16 protein-coding genes and 1 pseudogene are annotated in these 20,840 nt (G+C 68.3%); 8 read left to right on the forward strand and 9 right to left on the reverse strand.

What is annotated here, in order from left to right:
* Both AS93_RS20860 and AS93_RS0113545 read left to right on the forward strand, forming a co-directional pair.
* Positions 1-264: pseudogene (locus AS93_RS20860) on the forward strand (cobalamin biosynthesis protein CobW); the annotation flags it as partial.
* Positions 265-330: 66 nt separating this feature from the next.
* Positions 331-1,212, forward strand: a complete 882-nt coding sequence (locus AS93_RS0113545; protein WP_027591115.1) for an alpha/beta hydrolase — start codon at positions 331-333, stop codon at positions 1,210-1,212.
* Between the two features lie 130 nt (positions 1,213-1,342).
* Here the strand turns inward: AS93_RS0113545 and AS93_RS0113550 are convergent, their stop codons facing one another.
* Positions 1,343-1,738, reverse strand: a complete 396-nt coding sequence (locus AS93_RS0113550) for a DUF3301 domain-containing protein (protein WP_037009314.1) — start codon at positions 1,736-1,738, stop codon at positions 1,343-1,345.
* A 137-nt stretch (positions 1,739-1,875) separates the two neighbouring features.
* Between AS93_RS0113550 and pdxY the strand changes: the two genes are divergently transcribed.
* The 3 genes from pdxY (at position 1,876) to AS93_RS20360 (ending at position 4,189) form a co-directional block, all read left to right on the forward strand.
* Entirely contained in the window at positions 1,876-2,742 is an 867-nt protein-coding gene (pdxY, locus tag AS93_RS0113555) for a pyridoxal kinase PdxY (RefSeq protein WP_027591117.1), read from the forward strand.
* Positions 2,743-2,814: 72 nt separating this feature from the next.
* Positions 2,815-3,633 carry an N-acetylmuramoyl-L-alanine amidase gene (locus AS93_RS19385; protein WP_051587479.1) on the forward strand — a complete coding sequence of 273 codons (819 nt, stop codon included), beginning with the start codon at positions 2,815-2,817 and terminating at the stop codon, positions 3,631-3,633.
* 391 nt (positions 3,634-4,024) lie between these two features.
* Positions 4,025-4,189, forward strand: a complete 165-nt coding sequence (locus tag AS93_RS20360) for a DUF1328 domain-containing protein (protein ID WP_027591118.1) — start codon at positions 4,025-4,027, stop codon at positions 4,187-4,189.
* A 28-nt stretch (positions 4,190-4,217) separates the two neighbouring features.
* Here the strand turns inward: AS93_RS20360 and wrbA are convergent, their stop codons facing one another.
* Entirely contained in the window at positions 4,218-4,814 is a 597-nt protein-coding gene (wrbA, locus tag AS93_RS0113570) for an NAD(P)H:quinone oxidoreductase (protein ID WP_027591119.1), read from the reverse strand.
* A gap of 96 nt (positions 4,815-4,910) precedes the next feature.
* On the opposite strand from wrbA, the gene AS93_RS0113575 reads away from it, so the two are divergent.
* A complete protein-coding gene (locus AS93_RS0113575; protein WP_027591120.1) occupies positions 4,911-6,140 on the forward strand; it encodes a spore maturation protein in 1,230 nt (409 codons plus the stop codon).
* On the opposite strand, the gene AS93_RS0113580 is transcribed toward AS93_RS0113575, so the two are convergent.
* The 3 genes from AS93_RS0113580 to AS93_RS0113590 all read right to left on the reverse strand — a co-directional run bounded on the left by AS93_RS0113580 (position 6,122) and on the right by AS93_RS0113590 (position 11,767).
* On the reverse strand, positions 6,122-7,723 hold the full coding sequence (locus AS93_RS0113580; protein ID WP_027591121.1) for a PAS domain-containing methyl-accepting chemotaxis protein: 1,602 nt from the start codon (positions 7,721-7,723) through the stop codon (positions 6,122-6,124). The two genes, AS93_RS0113575 and AS93_RS0113580, sit on opposite strands and share 19 nt — an antisense overlap.
* Positions 7,724-7,851: 128 nt before the next feature.
* Entirely contained in the window at positions 7,852-9,468 is a 1,617-nt protein-coding gene (locus tag AS93_RS0113585) for a PAS domain-containing methyl-accepting chemotaxis protein (RefSeq protein WP_027591122.1), read from the reverse strand.
* A gap of 82 nt (positions 9,469-9,550) precedes the next feature.
* Positions 9,551-11,767, reverse strand: coding sequence for an EAL domain-containing protein (locus tag AS93_RS0113590; protein WP_027591123.1), 2,217 nt, complete (start codon positions 11,765-11,767; stop codon positions 9,551-9,553).
* Between the two features lie 249 nt (positions 11,768-12,016).
* Here AS93_RS0113590 and AS93_RS0113595 point away from each other — a divergent pair, with 249 nt between their 5' ends.
* Together AS93_RS0113595 and AS93_RS0113600 are read left to right on the forward strand one after the other, a co-directional pair.
* Positions 12,017-12,985, forward strand: a complete 969-nt coding sequence (locus AS93_RS0113595; protein WP_027591124.1) for a TAXI family TRAP transporter solute-binding subunit — start codon at positions 12,017-12,019, stop codon at positions 12,983-12,985.
* A gap of 101 nt (positions 12,986-13,086) precedes the next feature.
* On the forward strand, positions 13,087-15,639 hold the full coding sequence (locus AS93_RS0113600; RefSeq protein ID WP_027591125.1) for a TRAP transporter permease: 2,553 nt from the start codon (positions 13,087-13,089) through the stop codon (positions 15,637-15,639).
* On the opposite strand, the gene AS93_RS19390 is transcribed toward AS93_RS0113600, so the two are convergent.
* The 4 genes from AS93_RS19390 to AS93_RS0113620 all read right to left on the reverse strand — a co-directional run bounded on the left by AS93_RS19390 (position 15,584) and on the right by AS93_RS0113620 (position 20,835).
* The gene (locus AS93_RS19390) at positions 15,584-17,278 is read right to left on the reverse strand and encodes a Na/Pi cotransporter family protein (protein ID WP_051587480.1); all 1,695 of its coding nucleotides are present in this window, start codon (positions 17,276-17,278) and stop codon (positions 15,584-15,586) included. The genes AS93_RS0113600 and AS93_RS19390 overlap by 56 nt on opposite strands.
* 156 nt (positions 17,279-17,434) lie before the next feature.
* On the reverse strand, positions 17,435-18,343 hold the full coding sequence (locus AS93_RS0113610) for an AEC family transporter (RefSeq protein ID WP_027591126.1): 909 nt from the start codon (positions 18,341-18,343) through the stop codon (positions 17,435-17,437).
* Between the two features lie 152 nt (positions 18,344-18,495).
* Positions 18,496-20,451 carry a DUF4105 domain-containing protein gene (locus tag AS93_RS0113615; protein WP_027591127.1) on the reverse strand — a complete coding sequence of 652 codons (1,956 nt, stop codon included), beginning with the start codon at positions 20,449-20,451 and terminating at the stop codon, positions 18,496-18,498.
* Between the two features lie 72 nt (positions 20,452-20,523).
* The gene (locus AS93_RS0113620; RefSeq protein ID WP_027591128.1) at positions 20,524-20,835 is read right to left on the reverse strand and encodes a DUF2388 domain-containing protein; all 312 of its coding nucleotides are present in this window, start codon (positions 20,833-20,835) and stop codon (positions 20,524-20,526) included.
* Between the last annotated feature and the right edge of the window lie 5 nt (positions 20,836-20,840).

Consider the following 20,840-nt stretch of genomic DNA (forward strand, 5'->3'; position numbering starts at 1 on the left):
AGCATCGGCTGGCGCTGGCACCCGAGCCAGCGCTTCGATCTGCCGCGACTGTGCACGCAACTGGCCAGCCTGCCGTGGCGACGCGCCAAGCTGGTGATGCAGGGCGAGCAGGGGTGGTTCGCCGCCAATGCCCTGGACGGTGCCGAACTGATCCTGCGGCCGAGTGCCTGGCGGCGGGATTCGCGGCTCGAGCTGATCTTCGCCCAGGCGCAGGATTCACAGCGGCTGAACGCCCTGTTCCAAGACTGTCGATTCACTGGATGAGCGGCTGCCGCTAAGATGCCAGCCCGCGTTTCGCGGCCCCGTTCATCTCAGCAGTAGAGACCGCTTATGAATCTGCAACCCTGGGCCCACACCTGTTCCGCCGGCTTTACCCTGCGCGGCTGGCACAGCGCGCCGTCCGGCAAGCCCCTGCTGCACTTCCTGCACGGCAACGGTTTCTGCGGCCGCGCCTACGAGCCCCTGCTGCGCCACCTGGCCGAGCAGTTCGACCTGTGGATCAGTGACGCCCAGGGGCACGGCGACAGCGACCACGGCGGGCGCTTCGTGGGCTGGAACCGCAGCGCCGAGCTGGCGGTGGAGGCCTTCGAGGCCGGTCGTGCAGCGTTCGGCGAGGTGCCGCGCTTTGCCTTGGGCCACAGCTTCGGCGGCGTGCTCAGCAGTCTGATCCTGGCCCGCCAGCCCGCGCTGTTCCAGCGCGCCGTGCTGCTCGATCCGGTGCTGTTCACGCCGAACATGCTGCGCCTCAAGCAGGTCCTCGGCGCGCTGGGCCTCTACGATCGCTTCAACGACAAGGCCAAGCGCGCCCGCGCGCGGCGCAACCACTGGGCGGACGCCGACGAGGCGCGCAGCCGCCTGCGCGGGCGCGGCATCTTCAAGAACTGGGATGAGTCGGCGCTGATCGCCTATGTGGACAACGCCATGAAGCCGCACCCCGAGGGTGGCCTGCAGCTCAAGTGTCATCCCACCCGCGAAGCCGAAATATTCAGTACGGCGCCCAAGGGACTGTGGCGCGCGCTGCGCCAGGTGCGCACGCCCAGCACGCTGATCTACGGCCAGGACAGCTACCCGTTCGTACTCGACTCGGCGCGCCGCTGGCCGCGCCTCAATCCCCAGGTGCAGGCCCGGGCGGTGGAGGGTGGTCACTGCTTCATGCAGGAGCGCCCGCAGGCGACGGCGCGGCTGGTGCAGGATTACCTGCTGGGCCACTGAAGGCGACCTGGCGAGCGCGGTCCAGCGATGGCCAACGCGAGGCGTTGACCATCCTGCGGGGCGGTGTCGTTCGTAGGGCGGTCAGCGCTGTTCTGGCCGCCGGTTCGTGCAACCCCACAAGTTTCGCTGCTCAGCGCGAGCGCTCGCGCTTCCACTGCTCCAGATGGATGACCTGGCCCTGGCTGGCACGCGGTGCCTCCGGCGTCTGCTCGTGGACGGTGCCGGGCTCCTCGGCGGCGCGCGGGCAGGGGTAGGGGTCGAGCTGGATGCCGCCGGGGTACAGGCCGAACATGCGAATGCTGCCGCGATGGCGCTGCTCGCCGGTGACGGTGAATTCGAAGGCGTACTGACGGGCCAGACGGCGGCGGCCGTTGGCATCCGGCAGCCATTTCAGCCCCTGCAGGGCCACGGTGTCGTCGAGCAGCTGCAGATCATGGCGCGTGCAATGCTGCTTCACCGCGTGCAGCGCCCGCTCGCGCACGCCATGGGCATGCCAGAGCCAGGCGGCGGCTGTGCCGGCGCACATCAGCAGGAAGATCGAGGCGAGGGACACGGGGCGGGCTCCGGCAGGGAAGTCGCGCCAGCTTACCGCAAGCAGCACCGCGTTTGCGCTGGCACGGTTTTGCGCGATACTGCGCCGCCTCGATTTCCAGGACCCCCTCGATGAAACGCACGCCCCACCTGCTGGCCATCCAGTCCCATGTCGTGTTCGGTCATGCCGGCAACAGTGCGGCGGTGTTTCCCATGGCCCGCCTGGGGGTCAATGTCTGGCCGCTCAACACGGTGCAGTTCTCCAACCACACCCAGTACGGCCAGTGGACCGGCGAGGTGCTGGCGCCCGCGCTGATTCCGCAACTGGTGGCCGGCATCGCCAACATCGGCGAGCTGGGCAACTGCGACGCCGTGCTGTCCGGCTACCTGGGCAGCGCCGACCAGGGCCGGGCGATTCTCGAGGTAGTGCGCCGCATCAAGGCCGCCAACCCGCGCGCGCTGTACCTTTGCGACCCGGTGATGGGGCATCCGCAGAAGGGCTGCATCGTCGCCCCGGAAGTCAGCGATTTCCTGCTCGAGGAGGCGATCGGCGAGGCGGACCTGCTGTGCCCGAACCAGCTGGAGCTGGACAGCTTCCTCGGCCGCCGGGCGGACTCCCTGGCCGATTGCGTGGCGATGGCCCGCGCCCTGCTGGCGCGCGGCCCGCGTGTGGTGCTGGTCAAGCACCTGGACTACCCCGGCAAGTGCGCCGAGGACTTCGAAATGCTGCTGGTCACTGCCCAGGACGCCTGGCTGCTGCGCCGGCCGCTGCTGGCCTTCCCACGTCAGCCGGTGGGGGTGGGCGATCTGACCTCCGGTCTGTTCCTGGCGCGCCTGCTGCTGGGCGACGAGCCGCTGCAGGCCTTCGAATTCTGCGCTGCCGCCGTGCACGAGGTATTGCTGGAAACCCAGGCCTGCGGCAGCTATGAACTGCAACTGGTGCGCGCGCAGGACCGTCTGGCCCAGCCGCGCGTGCGCTTCCCGGCACATCGGCTATAACCGTTGGGCGGGCCCGCGACGGCCCGCCAGGCCTGCACCGCGACGGCGGGCAAGGCGATACGGAGCGGCGACATGAAGGCAATCCTCGTCCTGGCGTTGCTGGTGCTGGCCGGCTGCGGTGGGCTGCGCATCGACACCAGCCAGAGCTCCGTGGCCCAAAGCAGCCGGGTGCAGTACATCGTGCTGCACTACACCTCCACCGACCTGCCGCGTTCCCTCGAACTGCTGACCCGGGGTGAGGTCAGCGCCCACTACCTGATTGGTGCCGAGCCGCCTGCCGTATACCGCCTGGTGGATGAACAGCGGCGCGCCTGGCATGCCGGTGACAGCGAGTGGCAGGGCCGCACCTGGCTGAACGCCAGCACGCTGGGCATCGAACTGGTCAACCCGGGCTATGAGGAGGACGCCGATGGCAACCGCCACTGGCATCCCTATCCGCGCGCGCAGATCGACGTGCTGATCCGCCTGCTCAAGGAACTGGTGGCGCGCCACGAGCTGCCGCCGGGCAGCATTGTCGGTCACAGTGATATCGCCCCGCAGCGCAAGGTGGACCCCGGCCCGCTGTTCCCCTGGTATCGCCTGGCTGCCGAAGGCCTGATCGCCTGGCCGGACGACGCCCAGGTGGGTATCCGCCAGCGCCTGTTCGCCGCCGTCGGCCTGCCACCCCCTGCCTGGTACCAGCAGCGGCTGGCGACCCTGGGCTATCCCGTGCCCCGGCATGGCGAGCTGGACGAGGCGACCCTCAAGGTGCTGGCCGCCTTCCAGATGAAATACCGACCCTCGCGCCATGACGGCGTTCCGGATGCGGAAACCGCAGCCCTGCTGCAGGTGCTGGCCCCAGCTGCCCAGGTACCCGGTGTGGAAGCGCCTGAGGCCGAGGAGGCCATGTAAGGCGACCGCCCGACAGGTTGTGCCGGCGTCGCGGTGTGGGCGGGCTACGCTCACAGGCGTGGCGGGTGGGCGTATTGGCTGCTCCCGCGTCAGGCGAGGTGTGTGAAGTGATGCATGACCACAAGAAGTGTTCGCCGGGGACTGCTCTGCTGGTGATGGCGATGCTGGGCATCCTGCAAGGCTCTGGTGACGCGCATAAGGACGCCGGGCATCCGTCGGCCTCGGGGGCACATCCGGACGCAGCGGCGGTCCATCCAACAGACACCCGGCAGGCCCGTCAGCAGACACTGCCGGTAGGTCGGCCGGCCAGGCTGGAACGGTCGCAGCCGCCGAGCTGGGTGTTCTAGCGGCCTTGAGTCGCCCACCATCGGGTCAACACGAGGAATACGCCATGCTGAGCTGGGCCATTACCTTCCTGATCATCGCCATCATCGCCGGGGTACTCGGCTTTGGCGGCATCGCCGGGACGGCCACCGGGATCGCCAAGATCCTGTTCATCATCTTCCTGGTGCTGTTCGTCGCTTCCTTCCTGTTCGGACGCTTCCGGGGGCCGTGAGCGTCCGAACCTCAGCGACGGGTCAGGTTCAGGTAAAGCGCACGGCCAGCCGGGCCACGTGCTCACCCTGGAAGCGCGCCAGTGCCAGTTCCTTGCTGCTCGGTTGGCGTGAGCCGTCCGCGGCGGCAATCGTGGCGGCGCCGTAGGGTGAGCCGCCACGCAGTTCGCTGATGTCGTTGAGCTCGGGCGCGCTGTAGGGCAGGCCGACGATGAGCATTCCGTGGTGCGCCAGGGTGTGCCAGAAGGAGGTGATGGTGGTCTCCGAACCACCGCCGGTGCCGGTGGACGTAAACACGCTGGCCAGCTTGCCGATCAGGCTGCCCTTCACCCACAGGCCGCCGGTCTGGTCGAGGAAATTGCGCATCTGCGCGGTCATGTTGCCGAAGCGGGTCGGGCTGCCGAACAGGATGGCGTCGTAGTCGGCCAGCTCCTGGGGCGTGGCCAGCGGCGCCGCCTGGTCGAGCTTGGCGCCCGCCTTGCGGGCGATGTCCTCGGGCATGGTTTCCGGCACGCGCTTGAGCGTCACCTCGACCCCCGACACGCTGCGCGCGCCTTCGGCCACCGCCTCGGCCATCTGTTCGACATGGCCATACATCGAGTAATAGACGACAAGAATCTTCTTCATGGTGTCGCTCTCCACGGTTGGGCCTTGTCAGCGTAGATGACCGACCGGGAGTGCCTCCGTATCATCCCGGCCATTCATCCTTCGAGGGATCGCACGATGCTCAATGGCCTGTGGCTGGGATTCTTCGTCATCGCCGGCCTGGCGGCGCTGGTGCGCTGGCTGGTGGGGGGCGACCCGGCGGTGTTCGCCGCCATGGTGCAGGGCCTGTTCGACATGGCGCGGCTGTCGGTCGAGGTGATGGTCGTGCTGTTCGGCACCCTGACCCTGTGGCTGGGCTTCCTGCGCATCGCCGAGAAGGCCGGCCTGGTGGACGGCCTGGGTCGTCTGCTCGGACCGCTGTTCGCCCGGTTGATGCCCGAGGTGCCGCGCGGTCATCCGGCGCTGGGTTTCATCACCTTGAACTTCGCCGCCAACGGCCTGGGCCTGGACAATGCCGCCACGCCCATCGGCCTCAAGGCCATGCGCGCGCTGCAGGAACTCAACCCGAGCAGCACCACGGCCAGCAATGCGCAGATCCTGTTCCTGGTGCTCAACGCCTCGTCACTGACCCTGCTGCCGGTGTCGATCTTCATGTACCGGGTGCAGCAGGGCGCTGCTGACCCAACGCTGGTGTTCCTGCCGATCCTGCTGGCCACCAGCGCCTCGACGCTGGCCGGCCTGCTCTCGGTGGCACTGATGCAGCGCCTGCGCCTGCGGGACCCGGTGGTGCTCGCCTACCTGCTGCCGGGCGCGCTGCTGCTCGGCGGCTTCATGGCGCTTCTGGCCACCCTGAGCGCCACGGCGCTGGCCGCGCTGTCCTCGCTGCTCGGCAACCTGACGCTGTTCGGCATCATCCTGCTGTTTCTGCTGGTGGGCGCGCTGAAGCGCGTGGCGGTCTACGAGAGTTTCGTGGAGGGCGCCCGCGAAGGCTTCGATGTGGCCAAAAGCCTGTTGCCCTATCTGGTCGCCATGCTTTGCGCCATCGGCGTGCTGCGCGCTTCCGGCGCGCTGGAATTCGGCCTGGACGGCATCCGCTGGCTGGTCGACTGGGCCGGCTGGGACAACCGCTTCGTCGACGCCCTGCCCACCGCGCTGGTCAAGCCGTTCTCCGGCAGCGCGGCGCGGGCCATGCTGATCGAAACCATGCAGACCCACGGCGTGGACAGCTTTCCCGCGCTGCTGGCCGCCACCGTGCAGGGCAGCACGGAAACCACCTTCTACGTGCTGGCTGTGTATTTCGGCGCGGTGGGCATCCAGCGCGCCCGCCACGCGGTGGGCTGCGCGCTGCTCGCCGACCTGGCCGGGGTGCTGGCGGCGATCAGCGTCTGCTACTGGTTCTTCGCCTGAGGCAGGCGCCGGTCCCAGAACTGGCGGGCCAGCAGGCGCAGCCGGTCGGCCTGGCCGCCGACTTCCAGGGCGGCTTCGCGGCTGGCCTGGCTGTGGCCGACGTTGTCGATGTGGCCGTCGCGGATGGCTTCCATGCTCTGGAAGATCACGCCGCAGGCGGCCGACTGCTCCTCCACGGCGCGGGCGATCTGCGCGCTCATCTCGGTGATCGCGGTGACCCGCTCATGCACGTCGAGCAGCGCCTGGCTGGCCAGGGCGGCCTGGGTTTCGCTGCGTTCGGCCTGCGCCTGGCTGTCGTGCATTGCCGTGGCGGCGGTCTCGATCTGCTCCTGCAGGGCACCGAGGATGTCGCGGATCTGCCGGGTGGAGTCCTGGGTGCGGATCGCCAGGTTGCGCACCTCGTCGGCGACCACCGCGAAGCCGCGTCCGGCCTCGCCGGCGCGGGCCGCCTCGATCGCCGCGTTGAGCGCCAGCAGGTTGGTCTGCTCGGCGATGGTGGCGATCACCTCGATCACCGAGGTGATGCGGCTGCTGTGTGCCTGCAGGCCGAGCACCCGTTCGGCGGTCTGCTCGATCTGTCCGGCCAGCGCGGCGATGGCCTGGGCGGTGGCGCCGACCTGCTCCTTGCCGACCTGCGCCGCGTGGTCGCCGAGCGTGGCGGATTCGGCGCTGTGCTGGGCATTCTCGGCGACCGCCTGCACGCTGCCGTTCAGTTGCTCGATGGCGCTGGCGATGTGCTCGGCTTCGGCCTGCTGCCGGCGGGCGCCGCTGTCGCTGCGGCCCACCGTTTCCTGCAACCGTTCGGCTTGTTCGGCCAGCTGGCGCGAGGCGTCGCCCAGCCGGCCGATGATGGCGCCGCTCTCCATGGCCTGCATGCGCAGGGCGAAGGCGACCTCGCCGAACTCGTCGCGCCGGCCGGTGTAGATCCACTGGCTGAGCGGATTGCTGGCGATGCGCCGGGCCTGGCCGAGCAGCGCGCGCCAGGGCGCCAGGCTCAGCCACAGGCTGGCGCCGCGCAGCAGCAGAGCCAGGCCGGCGCAGGCCAGGCCGGCCAGCGGGTCGATGCCCAGGCCCAGCCAGCCGACCAGCAGCACCAGCGCGGCGATCAGCCCGCTCTGCCCGAGCAGATGGCCGAACAGGCCCAGGACCGGGCGACGCAGGGCCGCCGGGCGGCGTCCGGCGGCCAGGTCGGCGTACAGCGTTTGTGCGGCGGCCTCCCATTCGGGGGCCGGCCGGGTGCGGACCGACTGGCATTCCACCACCTGGCCGTTCTCGACGATCGGCGTCACATAGGCGCTGACCCAGTAGTGATCGCCGTTCTTGCAACGGTTCTTGACCAGGCCCATCCACGAGCGGCCCGCCTTGAGGCTCTGCCACAGGTCGGCGAAGGCCGCCTGCGGCATGTCCGGGTGGCGCACGATGTTGTGTGACTGTCCGAGCAGTTCGGCTTCGCTGAAGCCGCTGACCTTGACGAATTCGGGGTTGACCGAGGTGATCACACCCTTGGGCGTGGTGGTGGACAGGATGTTGCTGTCGGCGGCCAGTTCGGTGCGGCGTCCGGTGACGGGAAGATTGAGTTTCATCGCGTGGCTACAGCGCTCGGCACGGCATGGCGCCATAAAAGGGAGGAGGGACGGCTAGATTGCCATTAAAATGACATCGCTGATAAGCCCATTGTTGCTTCCGGCGATGTCATCGTCATGACAGCCGGTCAGCGCAGGCGGCCCCGGCGGCCCTTGCGCGGCGCGCCGACCCGCTTGTGCCAGAACTGCCGGGCCAGTAGGCGCAACTGCTCGGCCTGGCGGCTGACCGCGGCCGCGGCACGATTGCTGTCGTGGTTGTGCACCGCCTGTTGTTCGCTGGCCTGGTGGATGCCTTCGATGCTGCGGTGGATGGCCTCGCTGGCCACGCCCTGCTGTTCGACCGCGCTGGCGATCTGCCCGTTCAGCGCGGTGATGGCGCTGACCTGGGCGTGGATCTCCGACAGCACCTGCGAGGCCTCGGCGGCCTGGCGTTCGCTCTGGCTCACTTCCTCGCTGCCGGCCTGCATGGCGCGTACCGCGCCGTCGACCTCCGTCTGCAGGCCACCGAGAATGTCCTGGATCTGCTGGGTGGAATCCTGGGTACGGATCGCCAGGTTGCGCACCTCGTCGGCGACCACGGCGAAGCCGCGTCCGGCCTCGCCGGCGCGGGCCGCCTCGATGGCGGCATTCAGCGCCAGCAGGTTGGTCTGTTCGGCAATCGCCTCGATCACGCCGATCACCGAGTTGATGCGCCCGCTGCTGGCCTGCAGGTTCTGCACGGCGGCGACCGCGCGCTGCATCTCGCGGGCCAGGCTGGCGATGCGCCGGCCAGTGGCCTGCACCTGCTCCTCGCCACCGCGTGCGGCGCGGTCGGCGGCGCCGGCGGTGCTCGCACAGTGCTGGGCGCTGCGTGCCACTTCCCGCACGCTGGCCGCCATCTCCTCGATAGCCTGGGCGATCTGCCGGGTTTCCTGCTGCTGGCACTGGCTGCTGGCGTCGCTGTGCGCCACCGCGCTCTGCAGCTGCTCGGCCTGTTCGGCCAGCTGGCGCGCCGCCTCGGCCAGGCGCCCGACGATGGCGCCGGCTTCCATGGTCTGCATGCGCAGGGCGAAGGCGATTTCGCCGAACTCGTCGCTGCGGCCGCAGTACACCCACTGGCCGACCGGGTTGACGGCCACCTTGCGGGCTTCGTCGAGCAGCTGACGCAGCGGCGCGAGTATGTGCCAGAGCCCCGCGGCGAACACGCCGAGGCCCGCCGCGCCGCCGGCCAGGGCAATGAACGGATCAGCACCCAGCGCCAGGATCGCCAGGCCGAGCGCGGCGCCCACCGCCAGGCCGCACAGGCCGAGCAGGCGTGCGAACAGGCCGGGGCGCCAGCGCAGCGGCTTGGGTGTGCGGCCGGCGCGCAGGGCCGCGTACACCTGTTCGGCGCTGGCCACCCAGGCCGCTTCCGGGCGGATGCGCACCGACTGGTATTCCACCACCTCGCCATCCTCGACGATGGGCGTGACGTAGGCGCTGACCCAGTAGTGGTCGCCGTTCTTGCAGCGGTTCTGCACCATGCCCATCCACGAGCGGCCGCTTTCCAGGGCGCTCCACAGGCTGGCGAAGGCCGCCGGCGGCATGTCCGGATGGCGCACGATGTTGTGCGACTCGCCGAGCAGCTCCGCTTCGCTGAAGCCGCTGATCTTCACGAACTCCGGGTTGACCGAGGTGATGATGCCCTTCAGGTCGGTGGTGGAGAGGATGTTGATGCTCTCGGGAAGCTCGAGGGCTCGCCCGCTGACGGGGAGGTTGATCTTCACGGCCGCCCCCGGGGGCGCGGTTGCCGGTCTGCTGTTGTCACGTTCTGCGTCCTTTCAGTGAGGCTCGATAGCGAGCGGTGCATCAGTTGACCGGCGCATGCCTCCGGTCGGGTTGCGTCTCGAACAGGCACGCCAGTTGGGCGGCCGGCACCGGGCGGCTGAACAGGAAGCCCTGGGCGTACTGGCAGCCTTCGCGCTGCAGGAACTCCAGATGTTCCTCGCACTCCACCCCCTCGGCGGTGACCGTCAGCCCCAGCGCCTTGCCCAGGCCGATGATGGCGCGGCTGATGGCGAACAGGTCGGGATCGGTATGGGCGCCGAGGATGAAACTCTTGTCGACCTTCAGGCTGTGCAGCGGGAAGCGCTTGAGGTAGCCCAGCGAGCAATAGCCGGTGCCGAAGTCGTCCAGCGCCAGGCGGATGCCCAGGCGGGCGAGGCGGCGCAGGTTGGCGTGCAGTTCCGCGCTGTCCTCCATGAGCACGCCTTCGGTGATCTCCAGTACCAGCGACTCGGGCACCAGTCCGGTTTCCGCCAGCACGTTCATCACTCGGGCGGCGAAACCGGGCTGTAGGAGCTGGCGGTTGGAGAGGTTGACCGAGCAGCTGAGCAGCGGCTGGCCGGCCAGCTGCCATTCGCGCACCTGACGGCAGGCCTCGCGCAGCACCCAGTCGCCGACCCGGATGATCTCCCCGGACTCCTCGAGCACCGGAACGAAGCTGCCGGGCTCGACCGGCCGGCCGTTCTGCCGCCAGCGCATCAGGGCTTCCACGCCACGCAGCTGCGGGCGGCCTTCGTCGATGCGGTAGATGGGTTGGTAGTAGAGCTCGAATTCGTCTCGGCTGAGCGCCTGAGCCAGGGCGTTTTCCAGTTCCAGGCGATGCTGCGCCGCCGCCTGCAGTTCGCTGCTGTAGCGGGCGTACTGGGCCTTGCCGGCGCTTTTGGCGCGGTACAGCGCCAGGTCGGCGGCCTGCAGGGCCTCGCGCACCTGGCCGGGCTGGTTCAGCGGTGCGATGCCGATGCTGGCGCTGACCATCAGCTCGTGGCCGGCTACCTGCAGCGGGTCCTGCAGGGTATCAAGGATGGCCTGGGCGACCCGTTCCGCGTCCTGGTTGGTGCGGATGTTGTGCAGCAGCACGACGAATTCGTCGCCGCCGAAGCGTGCCAGGTGGTCGCCGTGGCGCAGGCAGCGCTGCAGGCGCTGGGCGATCTGGATCAGCACCTGATCGCCGACGCTGTGGCCCAGGCTGTCGTTGATCAGCTTGAAGCGGTCGAGATCGACGAACAGCAGCGCGGCCACCTCCTGTTCGCCGTGCAGTTGCCGCTGTTCCAACTGGTGCAGCAGCTCGTCCAGGCGCGTGCGGTTGGCCAGCCCGGTCAGCGGGTCATGGCGCGCGGCGTGGCGCAGGCGCTGCTCGGCCAGCTTGCGTTCGCTGATATCGGTCTGCGAGCCGGTCAGGCGCAGGCCACCGTTGCGGTCGCGCTCGGCGATGCCGCGTACCAGCACCCAGGCGTAGCCGCCATCGCCGCGGCGGATGCGGTATTCGTGCTGCAGGGTGGCCGTCTCGCCGCGCAGGTGGGTGTCGATGGTCTGGCGCAGGGCGGGCAGGTCGTCCGGGTGTACGCGATTGAACCAGCTCTGGCTGCTGTCGGTGAGCGTGTCGCGGGTCAGCCCGAGCATGCTCGCCCAGCGTTCGGACACGTACAGGCGGTCGTACTCCACGTCCCAGTCCCACAGGCCGTCGTTGGCGCCGCGCATGGCGCGGGCGAAGCGCGCCTCGCTGTCTTCCAGCGCCTGGCGCTGGGTGGCGGCGTAGGCGTCCACGGCCATCGAGATGTCGAAGAACACCGCCTTGAGCAGGCTGGCGAACAGCGGCAGGTGCTCGCTGTCGGCGAACAGCTCGGCCAGCAGTCTGTCCAGGTACAGGCGATAGGCGCCCAGGTACCACTTCATCTCCAGGCCGATGCGCTCGTGCACCATGCCCACGCGCAGGCGCTCGTGCACGTAGCGGTAGTCGTAGGGGCCGGCGAACAGGCTGCGGTAGTACTCGCGCTGGCTGCCTTTCAGGCGCCGCAGAGTGTTTTCGTCGCGCAGCAGGCGCGACAGCGGTTCGAAGCCCTGCAGATAGACGTAGAGGCTGTCGACGAAGTCGTCATGGAAGCCGCGCAACGCCTCGGCGTGCTGGTTGAGCCGGGCACCGTCGGCGGGGGTCCAGTCCAGGTAGCGGATGCGCGTATGGATCTCGGCGCGGTCAAGGCCGATGCGCTGGAAAAGCGGCTTGAGTTCCTGCTCTGGACTCATGATGTCCCCGTGGCCGTGCCGGTTCGTTGGCAGCAGAATCCGGTGTTATCTGGCACAAAGCCATCAAGTTAATCAGGGTGAAGAACGGGCCTTTTGATCTGGATCAGCAAACCACAGCGAACCCTTGATAGTCGGTTCGGTCGACTCAGACGGGAATTGCGGCGGCGTTTCGGTATAGAGTTACTCCCGACGACCCGCGCCCCACGAAGGCGGTCGTACCCATGACAATCAGAAGAAGGAGCTAACCCCATGAAAGGCCAATCCTTGGCATGGGCCCTGACGGCCACTCTGGCCACTGCCCTGGGCGGTACCGCCTCGGCACAGGCGCAAGATCGCTATGTCACCATCGGCACCGGTGGCCAGACCGGCGTCTATTACGTCGCGGGCCAGTCGATCTGCCGCTTCGTCAATCGCAACGCCGAAAACCTCAAGTGCAATGCGCCGGCCAGCGGCGGCGGCGTGGCCAACGTCAATGGCCTGCGCAGCGGTGAGTTCAACTTCGGTGTCATGCAGTCCGACCATCAGTACAAGGCCATGCAGGGCCTGGCGCCATTCGAGAAGGAAGGCGCGATGGGCGACCTGCGCGCGGTGTTCTCGCTGCAGAGCGAGGTGTTCACCGTGCTGGCGCGCCGCGACGCCAACATCAAGGGTCTCGACGACCTCAAGGGCAAGCGCGTCAACATCGGCAACCCGGGCTCCGGCCAGCGCGACACGCTGGAAGAGATCATGAAGGTCAAGGGCTGGGACAAGTCGGTGTTCTCCCTGGCCGCCGAGCTCAAGCCGGCCGAGCAGGCCAGCGCGCTGGGCGACAACAACATCGACGCGATGACCTACTTTGTCGGCCACCCCAACGGCGCCATCCAGGAAGCTACCACCACCGTCGACGCGGTGCTGGTGCCGATCACCGGCCCGGAGATCGACACGTTGCTGGCCGAGAAGCACTACTACACCAAGGCCGAGGTGCCCGGCGGCCTGTACAAGGGTAACGACCAGGCCACCCCGTCCATCGGTGGCAAGGCGGTGCTGTCCACCACCAGCAAGGTCGATCCGGAAGTGGTCTACCAGCTGGTCAAGGCGGTGTTCGAGAACATCGACCGCTTCAAGCGCCTGCACCCGGCCTTCGCCGATCTCAAGCCGGAAGACATGATCAAGGTCGGTCTGACCGCGCCGCTGCACGAGGGTGCCGAGCGCTACTACAAGGAACGCGGCTGGCTGTAACCGGAAAGCGGAGCTCGCTCCGTTGCTTACTGAAAACCCGCGTGCCGAGGCCGGCAGCGGGTTTTCTTGGTCTCCGCCTCTGAGAAACAGGCCTTCCCGCCATGCAAGACAAGACTCTCTCCACCCAGGAACTGATCGCCCAGGACGTCGGCGCCCGCCTGCCGCAGGGGCCGATGGCCCAGGCGATCGCCGGGCTGGCGCTGCTCTGGTCGCTGTTCCAGCTGTGGATCGCCTCGCCGCTGCCGTTCGTGTTCGGCGTCGGGGTGTTCAACGACACCGAAACCCGCTCCATCCACCTGGCCTTCGCCCTGCTGCTGGCCTTCCTGGCCTACCCGGCGTTCAAGCGCTCGCCGCGCGACCGGGTGCCGCTGCTGGACATCGCCCTCGGCCTGGTGGCCGCTGCCAGCGCTGCGTACCTGTTCATCTTCTACCAGCAACTGGCGCTGCGCCCCGGCAGCCTGACCACCGCTGACCTGGTCACCGCCTGTATCGGCATTCCGCTGCTGCTGGAAGCCACCCGTCGCGCCCTGGGCCCGCCGCTGGCAATCATCGCCCTGCTTTTTCTCATCTACAGTTTGGCCGGGCCCTGGATGCCCGGCATGCTGGCGCACCGCGGCGTCAGCCTGAATGCGCTGGCCAACCACCAATGGATCACCACCGAGGGTGTGTTCGGCATCGCCCTGGGCGTGTCCACCAGTTTCGTGTTCCTGTTCGTGCTGTTCGGCGCGCTGCTTGAGCGCGCCGGCGCCGGCCACTACTTCATCCAGCTGGCCTTCAGCCTGCTCGGCCATCTGCGCGGCGGCCCGGCCAAGGCGGCGGTGGTGGCTTCGGGCATGACCGGCCTGATCTCCGGCTCGTCGATCGCCAACGTGGTGACCACCGGCACCTTCACCATTCCGATGATGAAGAAGGTCGGCTTCTCCAGTGAAAAGGCCGGCGCGGTGGAAGTGGCCTCCTCGGTCAACGGTCAGATCATGCCGCCGGTGATGGGCGCCGCCGCGTTCCTGATGGTCGAGTACGTCGGCATTCCCTACGTGGAGATCATCAAGCACGCCTTCCTGCCGGCGGCGATCTCTTACATTGCGCTGCTCTATATCGTGCACCTGGAAGCGCTCAAGCTCGGCATGCAGCCGATCGGCACGCACCAGCCCAAGCCCTGGCTGCGCCGGCTGACCGGCTTCGCCTTCGGCGCGGCGCTGATCAGCGGCCTGTCGCTGGCCGTCTACTACGGCCTGGGCTGGCTCAAGCCGGCGCTTGGCGAGGCGGCTATCTGGGTGATCGGCGTGCTGCTGGCGCTGGTCTACCTGGGCCTGCTCAAGGTGGCGGCCAGCAATCCGCCGCTGCCGGCGGAAGATCCGGACAAGCCCCTGGAGGAGCTGCCGCAGACCCGTGCCGTGCTGCTCTCCGGCCTGCATTTCCTGCTGCCGGTGGTGGTGCTGGTCTGGTGCCTGATGGTCGAACGCCTGTCGCCCGGCCTCTCGGCGTTCTGGGGCACGGTGATGCTGGTGGTAATCCTGCTCACCCAGCGCCCGCTGCTGTCCTGGATGCGCGGTGACGGCGGCCAGACCCATGGCGGTTTCGCCGACGGCGTGGTCGACCTGCGCGAGGGCCTGATCGGCGGCGCGCGCAACATGATCGGCATCGGCATCGCCACCGCGGCGGCGGGCATCATCGTCGGCGCGGTGTCGCAGACCGGTGTTGGCCTGGTGCTGGCCGACGTGGTGGAAGTGCTGTCGATGGGCAACCTGCTGCTCATGCTGCTGTTCACCGCGGTGTTCAGTCTGATCCTCGGCATGGGCCTGCCGACCACCGCCAACTACATCGTGGTGTCCAGCCTGCTGGCGCCGGTGGTGGTGGCGCTGGGGCAGCAGAACGGGCTGATCGTGCCGCTGATCGCGGTGCACCTGTTCGTCTTCTACTTCGGCATCATGGCCGACGTGACGCCGCCGGTGGGCCTGGCCTCGTTCGCTGCCGCCGCGGTATCCAAGGGCGACCCGATCAAGACCGGCCTGACCGCCTTCTACTACAGCCTGCGCACCGCGGCGCTGCCGTTCCTGTTCATCTTCAACACCGACCTGCTGCTGATCGACGTGGGCTTCTGGCACGGCGTGCTGATCTTCATCGTGGCGACGGTGGCCATGCTGATCTTCGCCGCCGGCACCCAGGGCTTCTTCCTGGTGCGCAGTCGCTGGTACGAGGGTGTGTTGCTGCTGCTGGTGGCCTTCACGCTGTTCCGTCCGGGTTTCTGGATGGACCTGGTGCACGATCCCTACCAGGACATCCCGCCCGGCCAGTTCGTACAGGCACTGGGCCAGGTGGAGGCCGACAGCCAGCTGCGCCTGCGTGTGCTCGGCGAGGACGACGTGGGGGATCCCCGCGAGTTCGCCCTGCTGCTGCCGGTGCCGGATGGCGAAAGCGGCGAGCAGCGCCTGGAGAAGCTGGGCCTGATGCTCTACGAAGAGGACGGCAAGCTGCTGATCGACAACGTGGCGTTCGGCAGTGTCGCCGCCGATCTGGGCCTGGCCTTCGACCAGCAGATCCTGCGCGTGCGCGCCCCCACCGACCGCTGGGCCAAGGAGTGGATGTGGATCCCCGGCTTCATGGTGTTTGCGCTGGTGGTATGGCTGCAGCGCCGTCGCCTGCCGCGGGGCTGAGCCGCTCGGCCGCTTCCGTCACGCCTGTGGCGCAAGCGGCTTCCAGCACCGGATAGGCGCTGGCGCAGAACAGCGAGTTGAGCCGCTTCATGTCGGCGATCAGTTCCAGGTGCAGGCCGCTGCTGTGCAGGCTGGCCACCACCCTTTCGCCGAGGCGGTTCACATGCGCATGGGTGAGGCGCCGCTCCCAAACCTGGAAGCGGCGCTTCTCGTCCAGCAGGCGCTGCGCACTGACGCGGTCCGCGCCCAGGAACACCGACAGGCCCAGGCGCAGGTTGTCGCGCAGGCCGGCGTGCAGGGCTAGCAGCTCCTGCAGGCCGACCTCCGAGAAGGCATGGGCGCGGGCGGTCTTGTGGCTCTGCAGCTTGCCCAGCATGTGTTCGATCAGGTCGCCGGCATGTTCCAGGTTGACCGCCAGTTCGATGGTTTCCGCCCAGCGCCGGTTGTCCTGCGCCGACAGGTCGTCGCGGTTGATCTGCGCCAGGTAGAGCTTGACCGCGCTGTACAGCGCATCGACGTCGTCATCCAGGGCGCGGATACGCTGCCCGGCGTTGCGGTCGTCGTCGCGCAGCACCAGGTGGAACTGCTCGAGCATCTGCTCCACCAGATCGCCGATGCGCAGGGTCTCGCGCACCGCGTTGGCCAGCGCCAGGCCGGGGGTGGCCAGGGCGGCCGGGTCCAGGTTGCGCGGGCGCACGCCGTCCTCGCTTTCCGGGCGCTCCGGCAGCAGCCAGGTGCTCAGTCGGGCCATGGCGCTCACGGTGGGCAGCATCAGCACACAGCGCAGGCTGTTGTAGGCCACGTGGAAGCCGATTACCAGGCTGGCGCTGTCCAGCGCCAGCCCGTCCATCCAGGCCACCAGCGGGTCGAGGAAAGGGATGATCAGCAACAGGCCGATCAGTTTGTAGAGCAGACTGCCCAGCGCCACCCGGCGCCCGGCGGCGCTCTGCAGGCTGCTGTTGAGCAGCGCCAGCACGCCGCTGCCGATGTTGGCACCGATCACCAGGCCGATGGCCACCGGCAGGCTGAGCAGCCCGGCGCTGGCCAGCGTGGCGGTGAGCAGCACCGCAGCCAGGCTGGAATAGCTGAGCAGGGCGAACAGCGCGCCGATCAGCGCGTCGAGCAGGATGTCGCCGGTCAGCTCGGCGAACAGCACCTTGATGCCGGTGGATTCGGTGATCGGCTGTGCGGCGGCGACGATCAGCTGCAGCGCCAGCAGGATCAACCCGACGCCGATCTGTACGCGGCCGAACTGGCCGACGCGTGTCTGCCGGCGCGACAGGAACAGCACCACGCCGATCAGGATCAGCAGCGGCGACAGCCAGTGCAGGTCCAGGGTCAGCACGCGGGTCATCAGCGCGGTGCCGACGTCGGCGCCGAGCATGATGGCCAGCGCCGGACCGAGGGTCATCAGCCCTTCGGCGACAAAGGAGGTGGTCAACAGGGCGGTGGCGTTGCTGCTCTGCACCAGCGCGGTGACCACGATGCCGGCACCGAACGCCAGCGGCAGGTTGCGGGTGCTGCGGTTGAGGGTTTCGCGCAATTGCGAGCCGTACACGCGCAGGATGCCGGTGCGCACGATATGCGTGCCCCACACCAGGAGGGCCACGGCGGACAACAGGTTGAGCAGGGTCAGCATGACCAAGCCTCCCAGAAAAAGCCTGACAGGCAGCTACACCGCACAACCGGGCGGATGACGGATTCGTTTGGGGGAAATGGATGAAAGAAGCGAGGCCGCCGGAGCGGCTGGCGAACTGATGTTACTCGGCCCGCCAGGTTCCGGCCAGAGGGGGGCTCAGAAGCCCAGCAGGCCGAGGATCAGCGGCAGGCTGGCGATCGACAGCAGGGTCTGCAGGGTGATCACGCCGGCCATCAGCGGGGCATCGCCGCCCAGCTGGCGGGTGAGGATGTAGCTGGCCGTCGCGGTTGGAATGGCGAAGAAGACCACGACCACGGCCGTTTCCAGCAGCGGCAGGCCCAGCGTCAGGGCTACGCCCCAGGCCAGCAGCGGCATGATCAGCAGGCGGATGGCGGTGTTCCAGGCCAGCGGCGCCAATTGGCTGCGCAGCTGCTGCGGCTGCAGCGCCGCACCGACGCTGAGCAGACCCAGCGGCAGGCTGGCGGCGGCCATCAGGCTCAGCAGTCGGTCGCTGCCCCCGGGCAGGCCCAGGCCGCTGAGGTTGATCAGCGCGCCTACCACGCAGCCGAGGATCAGCGGGTTCTTGAGAATGGGCAGCAGCAGGGTGCGCGGGCTGACGCCGCCTTCGGCGCTCAATGCCCACACGGACAGCACGTTCACCGCCGGCACCATCAGCGCCAGCAGCACCGCCGCAATGCCCAGGCCTTCGGCACCGAACAGGTTGCCGACAATGGCCAGGCCCAGGTAGGTGTTGAAGCGCAGCTGCGCCTGGCTGAATACCCCGAAACGAGCCGCAGGCCATTTGCACACGCGGCGCAGGATCAGCAGGCTGACCCAGCCGATACCCAGGGCGGTGAATACCCCCAGCGCGAGGCGCGGCATGGCCGGGTTGTCCAGCGGCGCATTGACCAGGCTGGCCACCAGCAGGGCGGGGAAGAGGATGAAGTAGTTGAGGCGCTCGGCGCCGGGCCAGAAGGTTTCGCTGGGGAATTGCCAGCGGCGCATCAGGTGTCCGGCAATGATCAGGGCGAACAGCGGCCAGATGGCCATCAGGACTTGCAGCACATATCCACCGAAGCCGGACATGCGGCCGGCAAGAACCAAAACGCCGCTATCTTGGTGGCGGCGCGCGGCAAACGCAAGATCATTAGCTGGCTTGGTAGTGGCGGATCGCAGGGCGGACAAGGTTGCCGCTCCGCCAGGTCCCGCAGGGACGGTCAGCGCAGCTGCAACCCGCCGGATTCGCGGTGCAGGCTGCGCACCCGCTCGCCGAGTCGTGCCAGGTTGGTCTCCACCGCGTTCAGCTCGTCACGCCGCTGTGGCAGCAGCAGCTGGCGCAGGTCCTGATCGAGGTTGTCGCTGAGCTGGCGCAGATACCGATGGCGCTCCTCGGTCAGCGCGTTCAGCTCGCGCCATTCCGCCGGCTGCGGCAGGCCATAACCGTTTTTCAGCAACTCCGCCGGACGGCTGAGGAAGCCGGCCTGCACCAGCATGGTCTGCAGGGTGTCACCGGTGCGCTTCATCTGCGGGTCGGCAGCTTCGCCCAGGTAGCGCTGCTTCAGTTCGTCCTGGGCCAGCAGCAGTTGCTGGCGCTGGGCGGCCTGCTCCAGCAACAGCAACGCGGCGCTGGTGCGCAGGTCGGCCCTGGCGATCCACGGCAGGCGCTCACTGGCCGGCAGGGCCAGCCAGGCTTCGACACTGTGTTGCGTGATCGGCAGCTGCTCGCGCAGCACGTCGAACATCGCCTGATAGCGGCTGCGGAACGAGTCGAAGCGGTAGCCCAGGCGCAGCGCCTGGCGCGGGTCGGCCAGCGGTGCGAGATCGGCCAGGCCGCGGGCGGCCAGGGAGTCGAGCAGGGCGTTGGGCATGACACTGTCGAGCCCGCGCAGTGCGGGATGGGTGGTGCCGGTACGCAGCAGCTGCAGGGTTTCCACCGCGCAGTTGTTGGTCAGGAAGTAGTAGCGCCCGTCGTAGCTCCAGTGCGTTTCCACTGCGCGGCGCACCAGGGCATCCTGCTCCGCGCGGCTCAGGCGCAGCGGTACGGAAAGCAGATCGCGCAGCTCGACCTTGGTGTATTCGTCCACCACCTGGGACAGCGGCAGGATGAACAGCCGCGAGGGGTAGACGCCGGTCAGGCCATCCCAGCTCGACAGTTGCAGATCGCCGACGAAGGCGCGGTAGGACAGCACCAGATGGTGCTCCAGATCCAGGCGGCAGTCCGCGCCCCGGGGTCGGCCTGGCGCGCAAACCACCAGACGCAGCATGCTGTGCCCCCAGCGACTGACCCAGTTGTCGTTGGCCTCGGCGAACAGGTAGTCGACCTCGTAGACGCGTTCGGGGTCGATCCAGGCCAGCGGCGCCTTCTCGTAGTCGCGACTGGCGTTCAGGAATGGCAGACGCGGGCTGCAGGGTCGGGCATGGGTCGGCTGCCAACCGAAGTGCTCGCTGAAGTACTGGTGCAGCGAGGGGCGCCGGCAGGCGTAATCGGGGTCGAGCAGAAAGTACTCGAAATTGACTGCGACGAACTCGCGGGGGTTGTGCAGCTCGTAGGGGTCAGGGCTGCGCTCCTGCTGGCCGTTGTCGCTGATTGGTTCGCCACGTCCGCCGATGCGCTGGGGCCAGCCAGCCAGCTCCAGCAGGCGCGGATCGTCGGAGAGCGTGAAGCGGCGGGCGATCTCGCCACGGCAGTCGTCCGGCAGGCCAACCGGTCCCACCGTGCTCGCCAGGCGAGTGCAGCGCGTCAGTTGGCGACGATCAATGGGTGACCAGAGACGGGCACGGTCGTACAGGTGCGCCAGCTCGTGCAGCACGGTGGCCAGCAATTCGCGGTACTGGGTGCCGTGGGTGCGCCCGGTACGCTGTTGCCGCGCACTGCCATCGGTCAGCCCGGGCAGCAGGGAGCGATTGAGCAGCAGCCGCTCGCCTGCCATGCGCCCGTGCACGGCCTCGGGAAGCGCGGTCCAGCGCACGGTCACCTGGCGGTCCAGGCGTTCGATCAGGCGGGGTGGCAGCGCGGCAATGGCTTGGTCGAGCAGTTGGCGGCTGGCCAGGCGCTGGGCATCGTCCAGTCCCTGTCCGTCCAGCCGCAGACGCAGTTCGGCGCGAGCACCGGCGACCAGCGACAGGAGCAGCAGGAGAAGACAGCAGGAGCGGAGCGAGAAAAGATGGGTCATGCCATTTGGACCGCAGCCGGGCGGCTGCGTGAAGGAAAGCACGCGCCGCCTGTCGACGGCGCGTCGTACCGCTTAGCGGGCGAGGATGGCCTCGGCCAGCTCCAGGTCGGTGGCTTGCAGGCTGGGTGCCTTGGCACGAATCACCTGCAGAGCGGACTCCAGGTGGGCACCACGGATGTCGCCGCGGCTGGCCACGAAGCTGGCAGCATCTTCGCGGGCGGCCAGGACGATCTTGTCGTCGCCGGACGACATGTCGGTGCTGGATTCGGTGGTGCCGATCAGGGCACTGCCGATCATGTCGGTGGTACCGATGAAGCTGGAGGCGCTGGCCATGGTCGACAGGCTCAGCAGAGCAGCGGCGCCGAACAGACGAATCGGAGTCATGCGTT

It is taken from the genome of Pseudomonas sp. RL, from assembly GCF_000647775.1.
GTDB lineage: Bacteria > Pseudomonadota > Gammaproteobacteria > Pseudomonadales > Pseudomonadaceae > Serpens > Serpens flexibilis.